Origin of the sequence: Micromonospora qiuiae (genome assembly GCF_016863555.1) — a bacterium.
Lineage (GTDB): Bacteria > Actinomycetota > Actinomycetes > Mycobacteriales > Micromonosporaceae > Micromonospora > Micromonospora qiuiae.
Map to the genome: position 1 here is coordinate 82,868 of NZ_BOPC01000007.1, position 18,170 is coordinate 101,037.

The 18,170-nt window shown below is 72.8% G+C and carries 15 protein-coding genes and 1 pseudogene; 3 read left to right on the plus strand and 13 right to left on the minus strand.

Translation table 11 applies throughout. From position 1 onward, the window contains the following. Positions 1 to 30 precede the first annotated feature (30 nt). The 6 genes and pseudogenes from mnhG to mbhE form a co-directional block, all read right to left on the minus strand. The gene (gene mnhG, locus Vqi01_RS02425) at positions 31 to 372 is read right to left on the minus strand and encodes a monovalent cation/H(+) antiporter subunit G (RefSeq protein ID WP_204032546.1); all 342 of its coding nucleotides are present in this window, start codon (positions 370 to 372) and stop codon (positions 31 to 33) included. Continuing rightward, entirely contained in the window at positions 369 to 626 is a 258-nt protein-coding gene (locus Vqi01_RS02430) for an MrpF/PhaF family protein (RefSeq protein ID WP_204032548.1), read from the minus strand. Before Vqi01_RS02430 ends, mnhG begins: the two co-directional genes overlap by 4 nt. Then, positions 623 to 1,054, minus strand: a complete 432-nt coding sequence (locus Vqi01_RS02435) for a Na+/H+ antiporter subunit E (RefSeq protein WP_204032549.1) — start codon at positions 1,052 to 1,054, stop codon at positions 623 to 625. The genes Vqi01_RS02430 and Vqi01_RS02435 overlap by 4 nt, the downstream gene beginning before the upstream one ends. A gap of 76 nt (positions 1,055 to 1,130) precedes the next feature. Beyond that, complete coding sequence (locus Vqi01_RS02440; RefSeq protein ID WP_204032551.1) at positions 1,131 to 2,594, minus strand: proton-conducting transporter transmembrane domain-containing protein; 1,464 nt, start codon at positions 2,592 to 2,594, stop codon at positions 1,131 to 1,133. Positions 2,595 to 2,746: 152 nt separating this feature from the next. Next, positions 2,747 to 3,022 (minus strand): annotated as a pseudogene (locus Vqi01_RS30510) (sodium:proton antiporter); the annotation flags it as partial. Then, positions 3,019 to 5,751 (minus strand): hydrogen gas-evolving membrane-bound hydrogenase subunit E, encoded by a 2,733-nt coding sequence (gene mbhE, locus Vqi01_RS02450; RefSeq protein ID WP_204032555.1) that lies wholly within the window; start codon positions 5,749 to 5,751, stop codon positions 3,019 to 3,021. The gene mbhE and the pseudogene Vqi01_RS30510, both read right to left, overlap by 4 nt. 329 nt (positions 5,752 to 6,080) lie before the next feature. On the opposite strand from mbhE, the gene Vqi01_RS02455 reads away from it, so the two are divergent. The 3 genes from Vqi01_RS02455 to Vqi01_RS02465 are packed head-to-tail and all read left to right on the plus strand — an operon-like array spanning position 6,081 to position 10,924. Beyond that, positions 6,081 to 7,133, plus strand: coding sequence for an AAA family ATPase (locus Vqi01_RS02455; protein WP_204032556.1), 1,053 nt, complete (start codon positions 6,081 to 6,083; stop codon positions 7,131 to 7,133). Position 7,134: 1 nt separating this feature from the next. Further along, positions 7,135 to 8,433 carry a DUF58 domain-containing protein gene (locus tag Vqi01_RS02460; RefSeq protein WP_204032558.1) on the plus strand — a complete coding sequence of 433 codons (1,299 nt, stop codon included), beginning with the start codon at positions 7,135 to 7,137 and terminating at the stop codon, positions 8,431 to 8,433. 16 nt (positions 8,434 to 8,449) lie between these two features. Next, complete coding sequence (locus Vqi01_RS02465) at positions 8,450 to 10,924, plus strand: transglutaminase TgpA family protein (protein ID WP_204032560.1); 2,475 nt, start codon at positions 8,450 to 8,452, stop codon at positions 10,922 to 10,924. 69 nt (positions 10,925 to 10,993) lie between these two features. Here the strand turns inward: Vqi01_RS02465 and Vqi01_RS02470 are convergent, their stop codons facing one another. From Vqi01_RS02470 to Vqi01_RS02500, 7 genes are all read right to left on the minus strand, one after another. After that, positions 10,994 to 11,392, minus strand: coding sequence for an SCO2097 family morphological protein (locus tag Vqi01_RS02470; protein ID WP_204032562.1), 399 nt, complete (start codon positions 11,390 to 11,392; stop codon positions 10,994 to 10,996). Positions 11,393 to 11,507: 115 nt separating this feature from the next. Then, the gene (locus Vqi01_RS02475) at positions 11,508 to 12,767 is read right to left on the minus strand and encodes a DNA polymerase IV (protein ID WP_204032563.1); all 1,260 of its coding nucleotides are present in this window, start codon (positions 12,765 to 12,767) and stop codon (positions 11,508 to 11,510) included. Positions 12,768 to 12,805: 38 nt separating this feature from the next. After that, positions 12,806 to 14,080: an alkaline phosphatase family protein gene (locus Vqi01_RS02480; RefSeq protein ID WP_204032565.1), complete on the minus strand. Its 1,275-nt coding sequence runs from the start codon at positions 14,078 to 14,080 to the stop codon at positions 12,806 to 12,808. Then, positions 14,077 to 14,895, minus strand: a complete 819-nt coding sequence (locus tag Vqi01_RS02485; RefSeq protein WP_204032567.1) for a methyltransferase domain-containing protein — start codon at positions 14,893 to 14,895, stop codon at positions 14,077 to 14,079. The genes Vqi01_RS02480 and Vqi01_RS02485 overlap by 4 nt, the downstream gene beginning before the upstream one ends. Further along, on the minus strand, positions 14,892 to 15,800 hold the full coding sequence (locus Vqi01_RS02490) for a carbohydrate ABC transporter permease (protein WP_204032569.1): 909 nt from the start codon (positions 15,798 to 15,800) through the stop codon (positions 14,892 to 14,894). The genes Vqi01_RS02485 and Vqi01_RS02490 overlap by 4 nt, the downstream gene beginning before the upstream one ends. Continuing rightward, a complete protein-coding gene (locus Vqi01_RS02495; RefSeq protein WP_204032570.1) occupies positions 15,797 to 16,747 on the minus strand; it encodes a carbohydrate ABC transporter permease in 951 nt (316 codons plus the stop codon). The genes Vqi01_RS02490 and Vqi01_RS02495 overlap by 4 nt, the downstream gene beginning before the upstream one ends. Positions 16,748 to 16,757: 10 nt before the next feature. Beyond that, positions 16,758 to 18,104: an extracellular solute-binding protein gene (locus tag Vqi01_RS02500; RefSeq protein ID WP_204032572.1), complete on the minus strand. Its 1,347-nt coding sequence runs from the start codon at positions 18,102 to 18,104 to the stop codon at positions 16,758 to 16,760. Positions 18,105 to 18,170: the final 66 nt, after the last annotated feature.

Genomic DNA, 18,170 nt, shown 5'->3' on the forward strand with positions numbered 1-18,170 from the left:
CCGGAATCGTCCGTCGCGATGAAGCGCGGCTCACTCCGGCTCGCCGTCGACCCGGCCGCCGAGTTCGTCGTAGCGGGTGACCGGCGCCAACGGCGCTTCGGCCCGGTACGCGGCCCGCGCCAGGGCGTAGCCACCGACCGGCGCGGTGAACAGTTGCAGACCGACCGCCACCAGCACCACCACGGCGGTACGCACACCGGGGAGCAGCACCAGCACGCCGAGCAGGACCAGGCTCAACCCGAGGCCGGCCGCCTTGGCCACGGCGTTCATCCGGTTGTAGACGTCCGGCAGCCGGATCAGTCCGACCGCGCCGATCGCGATCAGCGCGGTGCCGAGCAGCAGCAACACCGAGGCCGCCGCAGTGCGGATCATCGCTCGTCCCGATGCACCAGCCGGGCCATCGCCACCGTGGCCAGAAAACTGACCAGCGTCCCGGCGAGCACCAGGTCGAGCAGGTCCGGCGCGGGCAGCCGGGCGGCGAGCAGGGCGACGGCCGCCAGGAAGACGAAGAAGCCGAGGTCCAGCGCGGCGGCCCGGTCGGCGTCGGTCGGGCCGACCACCAGCCGGAAGACCGCCGCCGCCATCGCCCCCGCGAGGACCACGAGCAGCACGTCGAGCACAGTCATCTCCACCTCCGTGTCGGGTCCGGACATCGACGGCGAGGCCGTCGTCGGCTTTGCGGCGGATGGTCGACCGGGCGCACGGCGGCCAGCACCCACCGCTCCAACTCGGCGACCTTCCGGCGGAAGGCCACCGGGTCGGCGGCGTACATGCCGTGCACCGACAGCGCCACCGGATCGCGGTGGACCGCCAGGGCGAGGGTGCCCGGGGTGAGACTCACCGCCAGCGTCACGGCCGCGATCTCGCCCTCGGTGACCGCCCGCAACGGCACCCGCACCACGGCGGGGCACAGCCTGCAACCGGGGGTCAGGATCTCCCAGGCGACGACCAGGTTCGCCTGGAGCAGCCGGACCGCGAAGTAGCCGACGAAGCGCAGGACACGCCCGGTGCGTACCACCGTGCGCCGGGCGAGGCCCCACCGCCGTTCGCTCATGCCGGCACTCCGCCGCGCTCCGTGCCGACCTGAGGCACCACCGCACCGAGCTGATGATTCGCGCGCTGACGCTCGCTCATGGGGCGATCACCGCGCGGACGTAGCTGGCCGGGTCGCGTAGCCCGGCGGCTGCCGTGTCGGCCAGCATCAGCAGCGGCTGAGCCGCCAGCCCCGCCGCCAGGGAGAGTCCGGCCAGAGCCAACGGCGGCGCCACCAGCGATCGGCGCATGCGCCCGGCCGCCGCCTCCGGAGGCGGCCCGCCGCTGGTGAACAGAGCGCTCCAGATCTTCACCATGGACAGCAGGGTGAGCAGGCTGACCAGGACCGCCACCGCCATCGCCAGCCAGGCGCCGGCCGCCGCGGCGGCCCGCAGCAGCAGGAACTTCGCCAGGAAGCCGGAGAACGGGGGCAGGCCGGCCAGCGACAACGCCGCCGCGGCGAAGGCCAGGGCGAGCGCCGGGCGCCGGGTGGCGAGGCCACCCACACCGTCGAGCCGGTCGCTGCCCCGATCGGCGCGGACCGCCGCGGCGCACAGGAACAGCGCCGCCTTCACCAGGACGTACTGGGCCAGGTAGTACACGGTCGCGGCCAGGCTCGCGGCGGTGAACAGCGCCAGGCCGAGCAGCAGGTAGCCGATCTGGCTGACCATGTGGAAGGTCAGGATCCGGCGCATCGAATTCTCGCCGAGCGCGCCGAGCACCCCGACCACCATCGACAGCAGCGCCACCGCGCCGAGCAGCCAGTGGTAGGCCGGGTCCCCGCCGTACAGCATGGCGTAGATCCGGATGACGGCGTACAGGCCGACTTTGGTGAGCAGCCCGGAGAAGAGCGCCACCAGCACCGGTGAGGCCACCGAATAGGTACGCGGCAGCCAGTCATGCACCGGGACCAGCGCGCTCTTGACCGCCAGCGCGAGCAGCACCAGGCCGCCGGCGACCGCCACCGCCGGGTCGTTGTGCGCCGTGCCGGCCAACTCCCCCAGCCCCACCGTGCCGGTGGTGCCGTAGACCAGGGCCACCCCGGCCAGCAGCAGAGTGGAGCCGAGCAGGTTCGTCGCCACGTAAACCCGTCCCGCGCCGCCACGCCCGGCCCCGCCGTTCAGGCTCAGCAGGACGTACGAGGGCACCAGCATGACCTCGATCAGCACGAAGAGGTTGAACAGGTCGGTGGTGAGGAACGCGCCGTTCGCCCCGGCCGAGAGCACCAGCACCAGCGGCAGGAAGTACGGCCGCCGGTCGTCGCCGGACCCGGCGGCGGAGACCAGGCAGCAGAACACCACCAGCGTCGCCACCGTCACCAGCAGGGCACTGAACGCGTCGGCCGCCAGCCCGATGGCCACCGACGCCGGCCAGCCACCGATCCGCAGCACCAGCACCGCGCCGTCGGCGGTGGCGACCAGCAGCGCCCCGGCGCCCACCAGCACCGCCGCCGTCGTGACCAGCGCGGCGGTTCGGTGGATCGGCGGACGCCCCGGCAGGGCGAGGAGCCCTCCGGCCACCAGCAGCGGCCCGGCGATCGGCAGCAGCAGTAGGCCGTTCACCGCCGCGCCTCCGGGCCGCCGCCGTCGGACTCCCCGGCCCCTGGGTCGCCAGGTCGGTCGCCCTCGGCCGGCCCGGCCCCTCGTCCGCCGGGTCGCCCGCCCTGGGCCGGATCGGGGTCGTGGTCGGGGTCGTTGCCGGAGTCCGGGTCCGCCGCGCCCCGGCGCAGCAACCCGAGCAGGTGGACGGTGATGCCGAAGGTGATGACGATCGCCGTCAGCACGAACGCCTGCGGCAGCGGGTCGGCCGCCTCCGGGCCCATCTCGGCCAGCGGCGCCGCGCGGCGCTGGAGCCCGCCGGCGGCGAGCAGCATCACGTTGACGGCGTGCCCGAGCAGGACGAAGCCGAGCACCAGCCGCAGCTGGCCGGGGCGCAGCAGCAGAAACACCCCGGCCGCGACCAGCGTGCCGACGATCAACGCCGCGATCATGACAGGGTTTCCTGGGCGGCACGGACAGTGGGCGGCACGCCGAGGCGGCGGACGGCGGCCACCACCAGGGCCAGGACCATCAGGTAGACGCCCAGGTCGAACAGGAGCGACGTGCTCAGGGACGCCACCGGGCCAGGTGGGCTGACACTGAGCGGGGTGAGGAAGGGCCGACCGGCGGCGAGCGGCGCCAGCCCGACACCGACGGCCACCAACAGCCCGGCCGCCAGCAGCGGCAGCGCCCGCAAGCGACCCAGCAGCGGAGCGCCACCGGGATGGGCCAACTGTCCCAGCCCGACGGCGGTGCCCGCGAGCAGCGCCCCGATGAAGCCGCCGCCGGTCCGCTCGTGGCCGAGCAGGAACAGCAGGGCCGAGGCGACCAGCATCAGCGGTGCGAGCACCCGGTAGGCGAACCGGAGCACGAGGTCACCGGCCGGGGCCTGCTCGCCGGCGGGGGCCCGGTCACCGAGCTGGACCAGCCCGAGCGCCACCACCGCGAGCACCACCGCCTCGCCGAGCGTGTCCAGCGCGCGGAAGTCCACCAGGACGGTGTTGACCACGTTCGCGCCGCCGGTCAGCTCCGCGGCGTGGTCGAGGTACCACCGGCCGGGCCCGGACAGCTCGGATCGGCCGGTCAGCCCGGCGGTGCCGGCCGCTGCCGCGATCCCCGTCACCAGTGCGACCAGCGCCGCGCCGGCCACCGGCCGACCGCGGCCGACCGGGGCGAGCCGGCCCGGCTGCTGCCGCAGGGCCAGCATGACCACCACCGCGGTGAGCACCTCCACCAGCATCAGTGTCAACGCCACGTCGGGGGCGCCGACGGCCAGGAACCAGGCTGTCAGCAGCAGCCCCACCACACCGGTCAACGCGATCGCGGCCAGCGCCGAACGCACCACCAGCAGGCCGGCGAGGGTCGCGCCCAGCAGGATCAGCAGCAGCAGGTCGGCGGGCCCGGCGAGACCACCGCCGACGATGGCCGGGACACCGGGCGGCATTGCGGCGACCGCCGCAAGGAGCACCACGGCCAGCAGCGGCCGGACCAGGTAGGGGGCCGGCCCCGCAGCGTGTGCCGGCCGGGCGACGAGCGCGCCGACCCGCAGCAGGCCATGCCGGCCGCGCTCCAGCAGCTCGGCGAAGGATGGCGTGGTCGGTACGGCGCGCAGCCACCGGTCCACCCGCACCCGGCCGAGGAAGAGCACGGTACCCAGCAGCACGGTGCCGGCGCTCAGCCCCAGCGCCGGGGTGAACCCGTGCCAGAAGGCCAGGTAGGGAGGAGTCCCGTCCGGGCGAGCGTCGGCGGCGGCCCGTTCCACCAGTGGACTCAGTACGGCCACCGCCGGCCCGAGCGCGGTGGCCACCACCGCGGCCACCGCCGCCGGGGCGAGGAACGACCAGGACGGCTCGCGCAACCAGCGCTGCCGGGTCGGCCCCTCGATCATCCCGTGCACGAGCCGGGCCGCGTACGCGAAGGTGAGCACCGAGGCGAGCACCGCGAGCCCGGCGGCGAACCAGCCCAGCCACCACACCCCGCGCGCCTCGCCGAGCGACCCGAAGATCGCCTCCTTGCCGACGAAGCCGATGGTGGGCGGCAGACCGGCCAGGGACATGGCGGCCAGCACGGTGAGCCAGACCGTCACCGGCATCACCCGGTGCAGCCCGGACAGCTCCCGCACGTCCCGGCTGCCCGCCTGGTGGTCGATGATGCCGACCAGCATGAACAGCGTGGCCTTGAACAGCGCGTGGGCGACGGTGTAGAGGATCGCCGCCGCGTCGCCGGCCGAGGTGCCCGCGCCGATCACCCCGACCAGCAGGCCGAGCTGACTGACCGTGGAGTACGCCAGCAGCGCCTTGAGGTCGTACTGCCGCAGCGCCAACGCCGCGCCGAGGATCGCGGTGAGCAGTCCACCGACCATCAGCACCACGTCCCACGCCACGGTGCCGCCGAACACCGCCGAGAACCGCATCAGCAGATAGATGCCGGCCTTCACCATCGTCGCCGCGTGCAGGTAGGCGCTCACCGGCGTGGTCGCCACCATCGCGCCGGGCAGCCAGAAGTGGAACGGCAGCTGCGCGGACTTGGTGAACGCGGCGACCAGGATCAGCCCGCCCGCCACCCAGGCCGGTCCGCCGGTGAGCCGCTGCGGTTCGGCGATGATCGTGTTCAGGCTGGTGGTCCCGGCGTGCACCGCCAGCAGCACGATCGCGGTCAGCAGGGCCAGGCCGCCGGTGACGGTGACCAGCAGGGCCTGCACCGCCGGCCCGGTGGCGGCCGGCCGACCACCCTGCCCGATCAGGACGAACGACAGGATGGAGGTCAACTCCCAGAAGACGAAGAGCACCAGCAGGTCGTCGGAGAGCACCAGACCCAGCATCGCGGCGGCGAAGAGGGTCATCGTGGCGTACATCCGCTCGTGCCTGCTCGGGTCGGAGCTGAGATACCGGGGGCAGTAGGCCATGATGAGCGCACCGACGCCGAGGGCCAGCAGGGCGAAGACCAGGCCGAGCGCGTCCATCCGCAGCGCGGCGTCGATCTCCACTGCGGGCAGCCACCGCCAGGCCACGGCGACCTCCCGGTCGTCGAGGATCACCGGCAGCCGGCTGAGCAGCAGGCCGGCGCCGACCAGATAGCCGGCGGCCAGCGGGTAGCCGGCGTCGCGTCCGAACCGTCGGGTCAGCAGCGGGGTGCCGGCGGCGAGGGCGACCTGCCAGGCGAGGACGACCGCGAGGATCACGGGAGGATCAAAGTGATCGCCAGCAGGCAGGCAGCACGGTTGATCGGCAGCTCGTTTCCCGTCATGTTCCTCCTGTTGCCGGAGCGGGCTCACGCTTGCCGGGGCTGGCGACCCGCATTACCCGGCACAGTCGCCGACATGCGTTCCGTGAATGACAAATCACTGCGTAACCGGTCAAAGACCTGCGCCGGTCGGCGCAGGCGACAAACATGGTTAGCCTGAGAGGCCAGTGAGATTGCTGCGGCAGACGAGGCTCGCACGTCGCGAACCCAACGGCGGGTCCAGGTGCTCTTAACAGAGCTGCCGTGACGGCGACGAGGAGGAGGCCCGTGACACAACAGACCTGGGACGAAGTTGGCGGACTGCTGCCGCACGACGAGTTCCGCGCCGCCAGTGACGCAATCGTGGCCAACATCGAACGGGTCATCGAGGGCAAGACCGCCACCGTGCGGCTGGCCTTGGCCGTCCTGCTCGCCGAGGGTCATCTGCTCATCGAGGACGTACCGGGGGTCGGCAAGACCAAGCTGGCCAAAGCCCTCGCGCGGTCGATCGACTGTTCGGTACGTCGCATCCAGTTCACTCCCGACCTGCTGCCCAGCGACGTCACCGGGGTCAGTGTCTACAACCAGGAGACGCACGACTTCGAATTCCGTCCGGGTGCCGTCTTCGCCAACCTCGTGGTCGGTGACGAGATCAACCGAGCCTCGCCGAAGACCCAGTCCGCGCTGCTGGAGTGCATGGAGGAGCGGCAGGTCACCGTCGACGGGGTGACCTACCAGCTACAGACCCCGTTCATGGTGATCGCGACGCAGAACCCGATCGAGATGGAGGGGACGTACCCGCTGCCGGAGGCGCAGCGCGACCGGTTCACCGCCCGGATCGCGATGGGGTACCCGGACCCGACCGCCGAACTGGCCATGCTCGACGGCCACGGCGCGGTGGACCCGCTGCCGGCGCTGCAGCCGGTCTCCGACGCCGAGACCGTCCGCCGGCTGATCGGTCACGTCCGGCAGGTGCACGTCGCCGACGCGGTCAAGGAGTACGCCGTCGACCTGGTCACCGCCACCCGCGAGTCGCCGGACCTGCGGCTGGGCGCGTCCCCCCGATGCACGCTGCAACTGCTGCGCACCGCGCGCGCGGTGGCCGCCCTCGACGGGCGCGACTACGTGCTCCCCGACGATCTCCAGGTGCTCGCCGTCCCGGTGCTGGCGCACCGGCTCATCCCCACCGCCGACGCCCAACTCGCCCGGCGTACCACCGACGCGATCATCGCCGACCTGGTGCATCGGTTGCCGCTGCCGCACGACCGCAAGCACTCGCCGTACGACACCCGCTCGTCGAGCGGCAACGGCCGGGCCTCGTTCGAACCGCGGAGGCCGTGACGTGCGTGCCGGGCTGCGCGGACTGACCACTCGCGGCCGCTCCTTTCTGGCCGCCGCGCTCGCGGCGGCCATCTCCGCCGGCATCCTCGGCGAGAAGGACCTGCTGCGGGTGGCCGTGCTGCTGGCCGTCCTGCCGCTGCTCGCCGCGCTCTACGTCGGCCGTAGCCGGTACAAGCTGGCCTGCCACCGGTCGCTGGAACCGCACCGGGTACCGGTCGGCGCCAGCGCCCGGGTGGTGCTGCGGTTGCAGAACATGTCCCGGCTGCCCACCGGCACCCTGCTGCTGGAGGACCGGCTCCCGTACGCGCTGGGCAGCCGGCCCCGGGTGGTGCTCGAGCGGCTCGGCGCGCACCAGGCCAGCTCGGTGGCGTACACGGTGCGGGCCGACGTGCGCGGCCGGTACGAGGTCGGCCCGCTGGTGGTCCGGATGACCGACCCGTTCGGGCTGTGCGAACTCCGTCGCGCGTTTCCCGGCACCGACCGGCTCACGGTGGTCCCGCAGGTGGTGCCGTTGCCGTCGGTACGGCTGGCCGGCGCGTACACCGGCAGCGGCGAGAGCCGGGCCCGCTCGGTGGCGGTGCACGGCGAGGACGACGCGGCGACCCGTGAGTACCGACGCGGCGACGACCTGCGCCGGGTGCACTGGAAGTCCACCGCGCGCACCGGCGAGCTGATGGTGCGGCGCGAGGAGCAGCCCTGGGAGAGCCGAGCCACGGTCCTGCTGGACACCCGGGCGTACGGCCACCGGGGCGACGGCCCGACAGCCAGCTTCGAGTGGGCGGTGTCGGCGGCCGCGAGCATCACCGTCCACCTGCGTCAGGCCGGCTACAAGCTGCGCCTGGTCACCGGCTCCGCCGGGGACGTCGACGCGGGCGAGGGCGCCGGTGACGGGCTGCTGCTCGATCACCTCGCCGAGGTCCGGCTGGACCAGCGGGTCGAGATCACCGCGCTGATCCAACACGTCCGGCAGCGGACCGACGGCGGTCTGATCATCGGCCTGTTCGGGTCGTTGAGCACCGCCGAGGCGGAACTGCTCGCCGGGTTGCGGGCCAACGGCGCCACCTGCGTGTGTTTCCTGCTGGACAGCTCCGCCTGGCTCAACCTGCCGGCGCAGGCCCGGGCCGAGGCCGACCAGGCACACGACACCGCCGCGCTCGCCCTGTTGCAGTCCGGCTGGCGGGTGATCGGCGTCGGCCACGACGACCGGCTGCCGGCGCTCTGGCCGCAGGCGGGGCGGGGCTCCCAGGGCTTCGCCCTCCGCGCGGCGATGGCCGAGACGGTGGCGAGCACGGTGCGATGAACGGAAGGTCCCCCTCATGATCGCCCATCGGAACCTGGGCCTGGTGGCCGCCGCCGCGACGGTGCTCGCCGCCGCGCCGCTGTCGGCCATCTTCGAACGCTGGACATGGCTGGTCCAGGCCATCATCGCGGTGGCCGCGGTGGCCGCCGCGGCGGCGCTGGCCCGGCTCGGCCGGACCCCGACCTGGGTCCAGGTCCTGGCCATGGTCGGTGGCCTCATGCTCGCCCTGACCTGGCTGTTCCCCAGCGGTGACGAACTGCTGGCCGTGCTGCCCACCCCGGCCACCTTCGGACACTTCGCCGAGCTGATCGCCAGCTCGGGCGAGGACATGCGCTCGCACAGTGTGAAGGTCCCGGACACCGATCCGCTGCTGTTCGTCACGGTGCTCGGCGTGGGCGGGGTGGCGGTGCTGGTGGACGTGCTCAGCGTCGGGCTCCGCCGGCCCGCCCTGGCCGGCCTGCCGATGCTGGCCATCTACTCGGTGCCGGTGGCGGTCTACGTGGACAGCGTCCCCCCGGTGCCGTTCGCGATCGGCGCCGCCGGCTTCCTCTGGCTGCTGGTCACCGACAACGTGGACCGTGTGCGCCGGTTCGGCCGGCGGTTCACCGGCGACGGCCGCGACGTCGACGTCTGGGAGGCGTCGCCGCTGGCCGCCGCCGGACGCCGGTTGGCCGTGGTCGGTCTCGCGCTGGCCATGCTGGTGCCGCTGGCCGTGCCCGGAATGACCGCGGGCCTGATGAGCACCCTGAACTCCGGTGCGGGTGCCGGCTTCGGCGGCCCGGGTCTGGGCGGCTCGCCCGGACGGGTCGACCTCTTCGCCGCGCTCAGCGGACGGCTCAACCAGTCCGACGTGACCGACCTGGTGAAGGTCACCACCACCGAGGAGAAACCGTTCTACCTACGCTTCGGGGTCGCCGACGACCTGCGCGCGGACGGGTTCCGAGTGCGCGGCCCGAACGGCCAGCGGGTCACCGGCGACCTGCCCGACCCGGCGAGGCGGACGCTGCCCGGTGTCGAGCGGACCCGGCACCGGGCCACCGTGGAGGTGAGCCGCGACCTGGACATGCGGCTGCTGCCGGTCTACGCCGAGCCGGTCAGCTTCGCCGAGCTCGGCAGCGGCTGGTACTACGACCCGAACCTCCAGATCGTCTTCTCGAACCGGGAGAACTCCCGGGGCCGGACGTACTCGTTCGACTATGTGCGATCGACGTACACTCCGCAGGCGCTGCGCGCGGCGCAGCCGCTGCCGGCCGACCTGCCGCTGCGGGCACAGCAGACCGTCACGCCCGACGTGCCCGAGGTGCGCAAGCTGGTGGCGGAGCTGATCCGGGGCAAGCGCACCGAGTACGACAAGGTGCGGGCCATCTACGACTACTTCTCCGAGGACAACGGCTTCACCTACCAGCTCAACACCGAGCAGGGCACCAGCGGGGAGCAGATCCTCGACTTCCTGGAGAACAAGGCCGGCTTCTGCCAGCAGTACGCGGCCGCGCTGGCGTGGATGGTCCGGGACGCGGGCATCCCGGCCCGGGTCGCGTTCGGCTTCACCAACGGCAACCGGCGCATCGGTGACACCTTCACCCTGACCAACCGGAACCTGCACGCCTGGACGGAGGTCTACTTCGACCAGATCGGCTGGGTGCCGTTCGACGCCACCCCGACCTACGGCGTGCCCGGTGCGGCCCGCTCGGCCTGGGCACCGAACACCGATGCCCCGGAGGAGTCGACACCGCAGCCCGGCGCGGCGGACACGCCCGACGAGTCCGACCCGTCGGCCCGCCCGGACCGCGGGCCGAACCAGTTCGAGGAGGGCGACGATCCGGCCGCGATCGGCGGCGACGGCACGCCGCTCCGGTCGGCGCCGGTCTGGCCCTGGTTCGCGGCCCTCGGCGTACTGGCGGCGCTCGCCCTGCTCGCCGTTCCCGCGCTACGCCGGCTCGCCCTGCGCCGTCGGCGAAGCCGGCCGGCGCCCACGGTCCGCACGGTTGACGCGTCGGCTGCGGACTCCGCCGGCACGGATCAGCCGGTCATGGTGGTCGGCGCCGATCCGGACCGGGCGCGGGCGGATGCGCACGCGGCCTGGGACGAGCTGATCGACACGCTGGTCGACTACCGGGTCCGGGTGGAGCGGACGGAGACACCACGGGCGACCGCCGAGCGGCTGGCTGGCGAGCCGTTGCGGGCCGACTCCGCCGCCGGCACGGCGGTCCGCCTGCTCGGTCGGGCGGAGGAGCGGGCCCGCTACGCGCGGGACCCGTTGACCGGGGAACCCCTGCCGGCGGCCCTGCGCACGGTACGCGACGCGCTGGCCGATCAGGCCGATCGGCGCACCCGGCTGATGGCAACCGTGCTGCCGCCGTCGGTGCTGCACCGGTGGCGGACCGCCGTCGCGGACACCTCGGCGCGGCTGGTGACCTCCGGTGGGCGGCTGCGGTACCGGCTGCTGCGGTTCAGCCCGCGCCGGCTGATCGCCAACCGCGCGGGGCGCTGAGGCGGACCGCAACCGCGAACGACGACCGGGCCGGCGGGTGGGGTCACCCCACCACCGGCTCGGTTCACGTCAGCGGTGGCCCTCCGGGCGCTGCCGCCACCGGTCCTCCAGCCGGTCGATGAGGCCCGGCCGCCGCCCACCGGAGCGCCCTCGGGACCGGCGACGACTCGCCGTGCCCCCGACGACGTGCAGGTCGGGTGACTGCGCCCGGCGATGCGACTGCACCGCGAAGGCGGCCGAGGCCAGCATGACAACGAATCCCGCCACTGCCAGCGGCGGAGTCTTGATCACCGCGCCATAGACCAACAACGCCAGGCCAGCGATGATCACGCCGGCAGCGACGAGCAGGCGACGCCGCGCGTGGAAACGCGGGTCGCTGGCGCGCACGGCCGAGGCGAACTTGGGGTCCTCGGCAAGCGACCGCTCGATCTGCTCGAACAGCCGCTGCTCGTGCTCCGAGAGCGGCACGGCACTCCTCCCCGGTCACGTTGGTCGGCCCGGTCGGACCGACAGACCGTGGCAGCCAACCGGCTGCTTACCCGCAAGTCTACGAGGGGCCTCGCGCGTCGGAAAGCGGGACGACCTATGGCCGGGTCGGATTTTCGTTTTGTCGCGTATTGTGCCCGGTAAGCAGACTAGCCGGTCCTATGACGGACCGCCCGAAACGGGCAGCCGCGGCGTCGGCGGCAGCCTCCGCCTCCCGCCAACCCCGCTCCGGCGCGCCGAGGGCGAGCTGACGGGGCGTCGTCTGCGCCGCCGTGAGCCCTTCGGCGCGTACGCCGACCAGGCGGATCAGCTCACCGGCAGGCAGGGCGGTGAAGAGGGACCACGCCGTGTCGAACATCTCACGAGCGACATCGGTGGGCACGTCCAGGGTGCGTGACCGGGTGACGGTCCGGAAATCGGAGAGCCGCACCTTGACCGAGACCGTCCGCCCCACCTGCCCGGCGGCGCGCAGCCGGGCACCGACCTTCTCGGCCAGCGCGAGCAATGCGCGCCGGATCTCGTCCGGGTCGTCGACGTCGACGTCGAAGGTGACCTCCGCGCCGATCGACTTCTCCACCTGTTCCGGGCTGACCCGGCGCGGGTCCCGTCCGGCGGCCAGCTCGTGCAGGTGCGCCGCGGCCGCCTCGCCCAGCGCGGTACGCAGCATGCCGATCGGCGCCGCCGCGAGGTCACCGACCGTACGCAGACCGAGCCGCAGCAACGCCTGCTCGGAGCGTTCCCCCACCCCCCACAGGGCGGAGACCGGCAGCGGGTGAAGGAAGTCGAGCACCCGTGCGGCCGGTACGACGAGCAGACCGTCGGGCTTCGCCCGGGTCGACCCGAGTTTGGCCAGGAACTTGTTCGGCGCGACCCCCACCGAGCAGGTCAGCCCCTGCTCCGCCGCGACCCGCTCGCGGATGCGGCGGGCGATCGCCGCAGGCGAGCCGAACAGTCGCCGAGCGCCGGCCACGTCGAGGAACGCCTCGTCCAACGAGAGCGGCTCGACCAGCGGCGTGACGTCGCGGAAGATCTGCATGACGGCCCGCGAGGCGGCCCGGTAGCGGGTGAAGTCCGGCGGAAGGAAGACCGCGTGCGGGCAGAGGGCACGGGCCCGCATGGTCGGCATCGCACTGCGTACGCCGTACCGCCGGGCCTGGTAGCTGGCCGAGCTGACCACGCCGCGCGGGCCGACCCCGCCGACCACGACGGCCCTGCCCCGCAGCTCCGGCCGGTGGCGCACCTCCACGGAGGCGTAGAAGGCGTCCATGTCCACGTGCAGGATCGGGCAGCCGGTGTCGTCGGCGTCCGGCCCGAAGCGGGGATCACCGCCCCGGGGCAACGACTGGCTGCGGCCCATGGTCGCAGGCTAGCGCCCGGCGGTGACAACCGGCGCGGTCAGCGCCGCCCCACCACCAGCAGCGGGATGGTCATCTCGGCTGCGGTGTCCGCCCCGTGGTACGCGACCAGCCGGCTCGCCATCGGCGGCTCGGACCGGGTGGCCACCACGGCGTACGTGGCGTTGCAGATCACCACCACGTCCCCGATCCGGGCCAGGTGCTCCTCCGACACCGGGCCGAACCAGCCGGCGGCCACCATCTCCTCGCGGGTGGTGACCCGCGCCGCGTCGCCGAGCACCGCCGACCAGGCGGCGATCACGTCATCCCGGGCGCCGGGGCGCACATGCAGGTAGCGGACCCGGGGCTCGCCGGCGACCACGTCCACCCCGACGCGCAACCGCGGGTCGGTGTCCAGGTCGAACCGGTCCTCCAGCGGGACGTCGAGCTGCCCGTGGTCGGCGGTGACCAGCAGCGCCGCGTCCGGCGGCAACCCGTCCATCAGCCGGGCCAGCAGGGCGTCCACCTCGGCGACCGCGTTGCGCCAGGGCTCCGAGTCGACGCCGCTGAGGTGGCCGTACCTGTCGACGTCCGGGTGGTAGCCGGAGACCAGTGTCGGCCCGTCTCCGGCGGCCAGAGCGGTCAGCATCGTGGCGGCCAGCGCGTCGACGCCGGCCGCGCCCCGGTAGTCGCCGCCCCGGTTCGCGGCCAGCGTCAACCCGCTGCCGCCGAACTCCGGGCGGCTCACCACGGTCACCGCCACCCCGGCGGCGCGGGCCCGCTCCAACAGGGTGGTGACCGGCTGCCAGCGCAGCGGTTCCGGATCGCCGGCCCACTCGATGTGGGTGAGCACCCGGTCGGTGCCGGGCACCCGCAGGGTGAAGCCGAGCACACCGTGCGCGCCGGGCGCCACGCCGGTGCCCAGGGTCACCAGGCTGGTCGGGGTGGTGGAGGGGAAACCGCAGTGCAGCGGCCGGCCGACCGTGGCGGCCAGCCCGGCCAGGACCGGCGCGTACGGCGCCGCGACCGGTATCTGATACCAGCCGAGACCGTCGATGAGCAGCACCGCGATCCGGCGTACCCCGGCCAACTCGGCCTGAAGCCCGAGCAGGTCGGCAGCGCCGGGAACCCCGAGCACGGCCAGAGCGCTCGGCAGCACGTCGGCCAGCCCACCCCCACCCTGCACCACCGGCACCGGGGTAAGGAAGGGCCCCTTATTAACGCCTGGTGTAGAGGAGGGGCCCCCTTTTAACACCTGCCGAGCACCGGGCAGGGAGTGGGCACCGGGCAGGGAGTGGGCACCGGGCAGGGAGTGAGCGCCGGGTGAGGTGGTCATGCCGGGCGTCGGGCGAACAGGTGCAGTTGGGCGGCGATGTCACGCCAGGGTGGCCGGGCGGCGAGCGTACGCTCCAACTCGACCAGGGCCGCCGGCTGGCCGTCCGCCACGGCCGCCGGGAGCAGACCGGCGAGGACGCGTACGCCGTGGATCTCCTCGACCGTGAGCCCGGCGGCGGTGAGCAACGCGGCGGCCCCCTCGGCGTCGAAGCGCCGGCGCAGCGTGTCCCGCGGGCCGGTGCTGCCCGCGGGGTCGGTGGCCAGCGCCGCAGCCAGGTCGAGATGGCCGTTCATCGCCCGGCCCAGCACCGCCGCGGCCCGCCCGGCGACCAGCACGCTCGCCGCGCCGCCCGGACGCAGGGCGCCGGCCAACGCGGACGCCACCGGCGACGGGTCGTCGACGACCTCCAGTACCGCGTGGCAGAGCGCCAGGTCGACGCTGGCCGGCTCGACCAGCCCGGCGAGCGCATCGCCGTCGCCCTGGAGCGCGCGTACCCGTCCGGCCACCCCGGCCTCGGCGGCGCGGCGGCTGAGCGCGGCGAGCGCGTCCGGACTGGCGTCGACGACGGTGACCCGGTGCCCGGCGCGGGCCAACGGCACGGCGAAGCCGCCCGTGCCGCCGCCCACATCGAGCACGGTCAGCTCGCCGGCGGGCCGGCGGTCCAGCTCGGCGCGGAGCACCGACCAGACCACGGCGGTTCGGGGGGTCAACGGCGGCCCGGACGGGTTCAGGATGTGTTCCACCCGATCGAGAGTAGTCACGCGCAGGCCCCTGGCCGAGATCCCTCGGCGGCGCCGCCCCGCCGTTTCGGTCATCCCTTGCGGCCCGTGGTGGCGATGCCCTCGACGAAGTGCCGCTGAGCGAGGAAGAAGAGGACCAGCATCGGCACCGTGGCGATCACGCTGCCCGCCAGGATGACCTCCCACTGCTGCTCGCCGCCGTAACCGAACCGGTCCAGCACCACCTTCAGCCCACGCGGCAGGGTGTAGAGCCGCTCGTCGCGCAGGTAGATGAGGGGCTTCAGCAGATCGGTCCAGCTGGCCTTGAACTCGAAGACGAACGCGACCAGCAGCGCCGGGCGGATCAGTGGGAAGGCCAGTTTCCAGAACAGTTGTGGATAGCTGGCGCCGTCGACCCGGGCCGCCTCGAAGTACTCCCGGGGCAGCGACAGCAGGAACTGGCGCAGCAGGAAGATGTAGAACGCCGAGCCGAAGAGGTTGCCCGCCCAGAGTGGCACCTGGGTGTCGGTCAACCGCAGTTCGGACCAGATCAGATAGGTCGGGATCATTGTCACCGCGAACGGCAGCATCATGGTCGCGAGCACCAACCCGAAGAGCAGGTCCCGGCCGGGGAACCGGAAGTAGGCGAACCCGAACGCCACCCACGCGCTGGAGATGGTCACCGCCGCCGCGGCGGCGATCCCCACCACCAGGCTGTTGCCTAGCCAGGTCAGCAGCGGCACGGCCGACCACGCCTCGGCGTAGTTGCCCGGCGTGAACGGCATCGGTGCCAGCCCGGGGGCGAAGACGTGCTCGCGGGGGCGCAGCGAGGCGCTGATCAGCCAGACGAACGGCAGCGTGAAGACCACCGCCGCGGCCAGCAGCACGGCCCCGAAGATCATCCGCTGCCACCACAGGCGTGCCTCTCCGACTCGCCGTGCCGGCACGGCCGGGTCGGCAGCCGGTACGGGCGCGGCGACGCGCTCGGCCGCGGCGGTCACGTCTCATCTCCCTCGTAGTGGACGAACCGGTTGCCGAGTCTGACCTGGACCAACGTGATCAACAGGATGATCACGAAGAGCAGCCAGGCCATCGCGGAGGCGAATCCCATGTGCAGGAACTGGAACGCCTCCTGGAACAGGTGGATGACGTAGAAGGTGGCCGCCTCGCTGCTGAAGCTGCCCTGGGTCTGCCGGTTCCCGAAGTACATGGTGTAGACCTCGGTGAACATCTGCAGCGAAGCGATGGTGTTGACGACGAGGGTGAAGAAGATCGCCCCGGAGATCATCGGCAGCGTCACGTGCCGGAACCGGGCCCACGCGCCGGCTCCGTCGATCGCCGCCGCCTCGTACAGGTCGCGCGGCACGTTCTGCAGCGCGGCGAGATAGATGATCACCGTCGAGCCGAGGCTCCACAGACTCATCAAAATGATCCCCGGCATCACCCAGGCCGGGTCGGTGGTCCAGCTGAGCCCCTCGATCCCCAACCCGGCCAGCCCCCGGTTGATCAGGCCGTCCTGGGTGTTGAGCAGCAGCAGGAACAGGATGCCGACCGCCACCGCCGGGGTCATCACCGGCAGGTAGAAGACGGTACGGAAAAAGCCCTGCCAGCGGCCCACCCGGTGCAGCAGCAGCGCCAGGCCGAGGGAGAGCACCATCGCCAACGGCACGTGCAACACGGTGTAGTACACGGTGTTGCCCAGGCTGCGAGCCACCGCCGGGTCGGTCATCAGCTGCCGATAGTTGTCCAGACCGGCGTACCGGGGTGGGTTGATCACGTCGTACTCGGTGAGGCTGAGCCAGGCGCTGGCGACCATCGGGCCGGCCTGGAACGCCAGGAAGCCGACGATCCAGGGAGCCAGGAAGACGTACGCCCAGCGGGCCTCCCGCCGGGCCAGCGGGGTGCGGTGCCGCCGACCCGCAGGTGGGGTGGTGGCGGTCGCCGACATCGGGCGACGCCTACTTCGACGCCTGGTCCAGCGCGGCGGTGGCCTCCCGCTGCGCCCGGGCCAGAGCCTCGGCCGGTTCCGTCTGCCCGGAGAGCACCCGGTTGACCGCGTCGGTCCAGGCCTTGTCGAACTCGGCCCCGGCCGGAGAGGCGGGCAGCGCGAACGCGGCGTCCTGCATCGAGCGGATGGTGTCCACCGCCTCGTCGAAGCGCCGGTTGCCGGTCGGCTGGTAGAGCTCGTCGAAGATCCGCCGGTCGGCCTCGATGTTGCCGGTCCAGACGCCGGTGAAGGGCTGGCCCTCCGCCCGACGCGCGTCGGCGCGGGCCTGCGCCGCCGCCAGCCAGGTGTCGATCGCCGTCATCTGGGTGACGAAGGCGCAGGCCGCGTCCGGGTTCTTCGCGCCCTTGGGGATCACCCAGGCCTGCCCGGAGGACATCGTGACCGGATTTCCCTGCCGGTCGACGAAGGGTTTGACGAGCAACTCGACGTCCGGGCTGTTCGCCGCGACCTGGTTGAGGAACCACTCCTCCATCGGCCACGCCCCGATCTGGTTCTTGGCCAGCGGGTTCTGGGCGCCGAAGAAGTCGAAGGTGTCCCGGAAGGACTTGAATTTGCCCCAGCCGCCCTGATCCCGGATCAGCGCCACGGTGGCGGTCAGCGCCTCGACGACCTTCGGGTGGTCGAGCTGGGCGGTCCGGCCGTCGGCCGAGATCATGTCGGCGCCGTTGGCCTTGGCCCACATGGGCAGGAACTCCGGGATCTTCGGGTCGACGCCGATGCGGGACAGCCGGCCGTCGGAGACCCGGGCCAGCTCGGCGCTGACCGTGGACAGCGCGGCCCAGTCGGCGAGATCGACCTGCTCGGGACGGACACCGGCCTGGCGGAGCACCGCCTCGTTGAGGTAGAACACCCGGACCGTGGAGAACTCCGGGACGCCGTAGAGGACGCCGTCCAGGCTGACCTGTTCCCGGGCGGCCGGACGGTACTGCGCCAGGTCGATGCCCTGCTGCTGCACGCAGTCGGTGAGCGGCAGGATGGAGCCCCGGGTGGCGTACGTGCCGACCAGATTGCGATCCAGGTAGACCAGATCCGGCGGGTTGCCCGAGGCGACTGCGGAGAGGAACTGCTGCTCGTCGAAGGCGCCCTCGGTGATCCGCAGATCGACCTTCGGGTGCTCCCGCTGGAACGCGTCCACCCGGGTGCTGGCGATCTCGTCGGAACGACCGAAGCCCATCGTGCTCAACGTGCCCTCGGTGGCGTTCCCGCCACCGCCGTCGCCACCGGCGCCGACTCCCCCGCATCCGCTGACCGCCAGGGCGAGCACCCCGGCAACCACGGAGATCCTGTGTGTTCGCAACGTGACCCACCCTCCGCCTCCGCACCGACGGCATTGCCGGCGCGGATCACCACTTCTCCGGTTTGT

Excerpts from the sequence above, each read along its gene's own strand:
- mnhG (WP_204032546.1), bottom strand. The coding sequence starts at position 372 with ATGATCCGCACTGCGGCGGCCTCGGTGTTGCTGCTGCTCGGCACCGCG.
- Vqi01_RS02465 (WP_204032560.1), top strand. The coding sequence starts at position 8,450 with ATGATCGCCCATCGGAACCTGGGCCTGGTGGCCGCCGCCGCGACGGTG.
- Vqi01_RS02485 (WP_204032567.1), bottom strand. The coding sequence starts at position 14,895 with ATGACCGAAACGGCGGGGCGGCGCCGCCGAGGGATCTCGGCCAGGGGC.
- Vqi01_RS02435 (WP_204032549.1), bottom strand. The coding sequence starts at position 1,054 with ATGAGCGAACGGCGGTGGGGCCTCGCCCGGCGCACGGTGGTACGCACC.
- Vqi01_RS02495 (WP_204032570.1), bottom strand. The coding sequence starts at position 16,747 with ATGTCGGCGACCGCCACCACCCCACCTGCGGGTCGGCGGCACCGCACC.
- Vqi01_RS02480 (WP_204032565.1), bottom strand. The coding sequence starts at position 14,080 with ATGACCACCTCACCCGGCGCTCACTCCCTGCCCGGTGCCCACTCCCTG.
- Vqi01_RS02475 (WP_204032563.1), bottom strand. The coding sequence starts at position 12,767 with ATGGGCCGCAGCCAGTCGTTGCCCCGGGGCGGTGATCCCCGCTTCGGG.
- Vqi01_RS02430 (WP_204032548.1), bottom strand. The coding sequence starts at position 626 with ATGACTGTGCTCGACGTGCTGCTCGTGGTCCTCGCGGGGGCGATGGCG.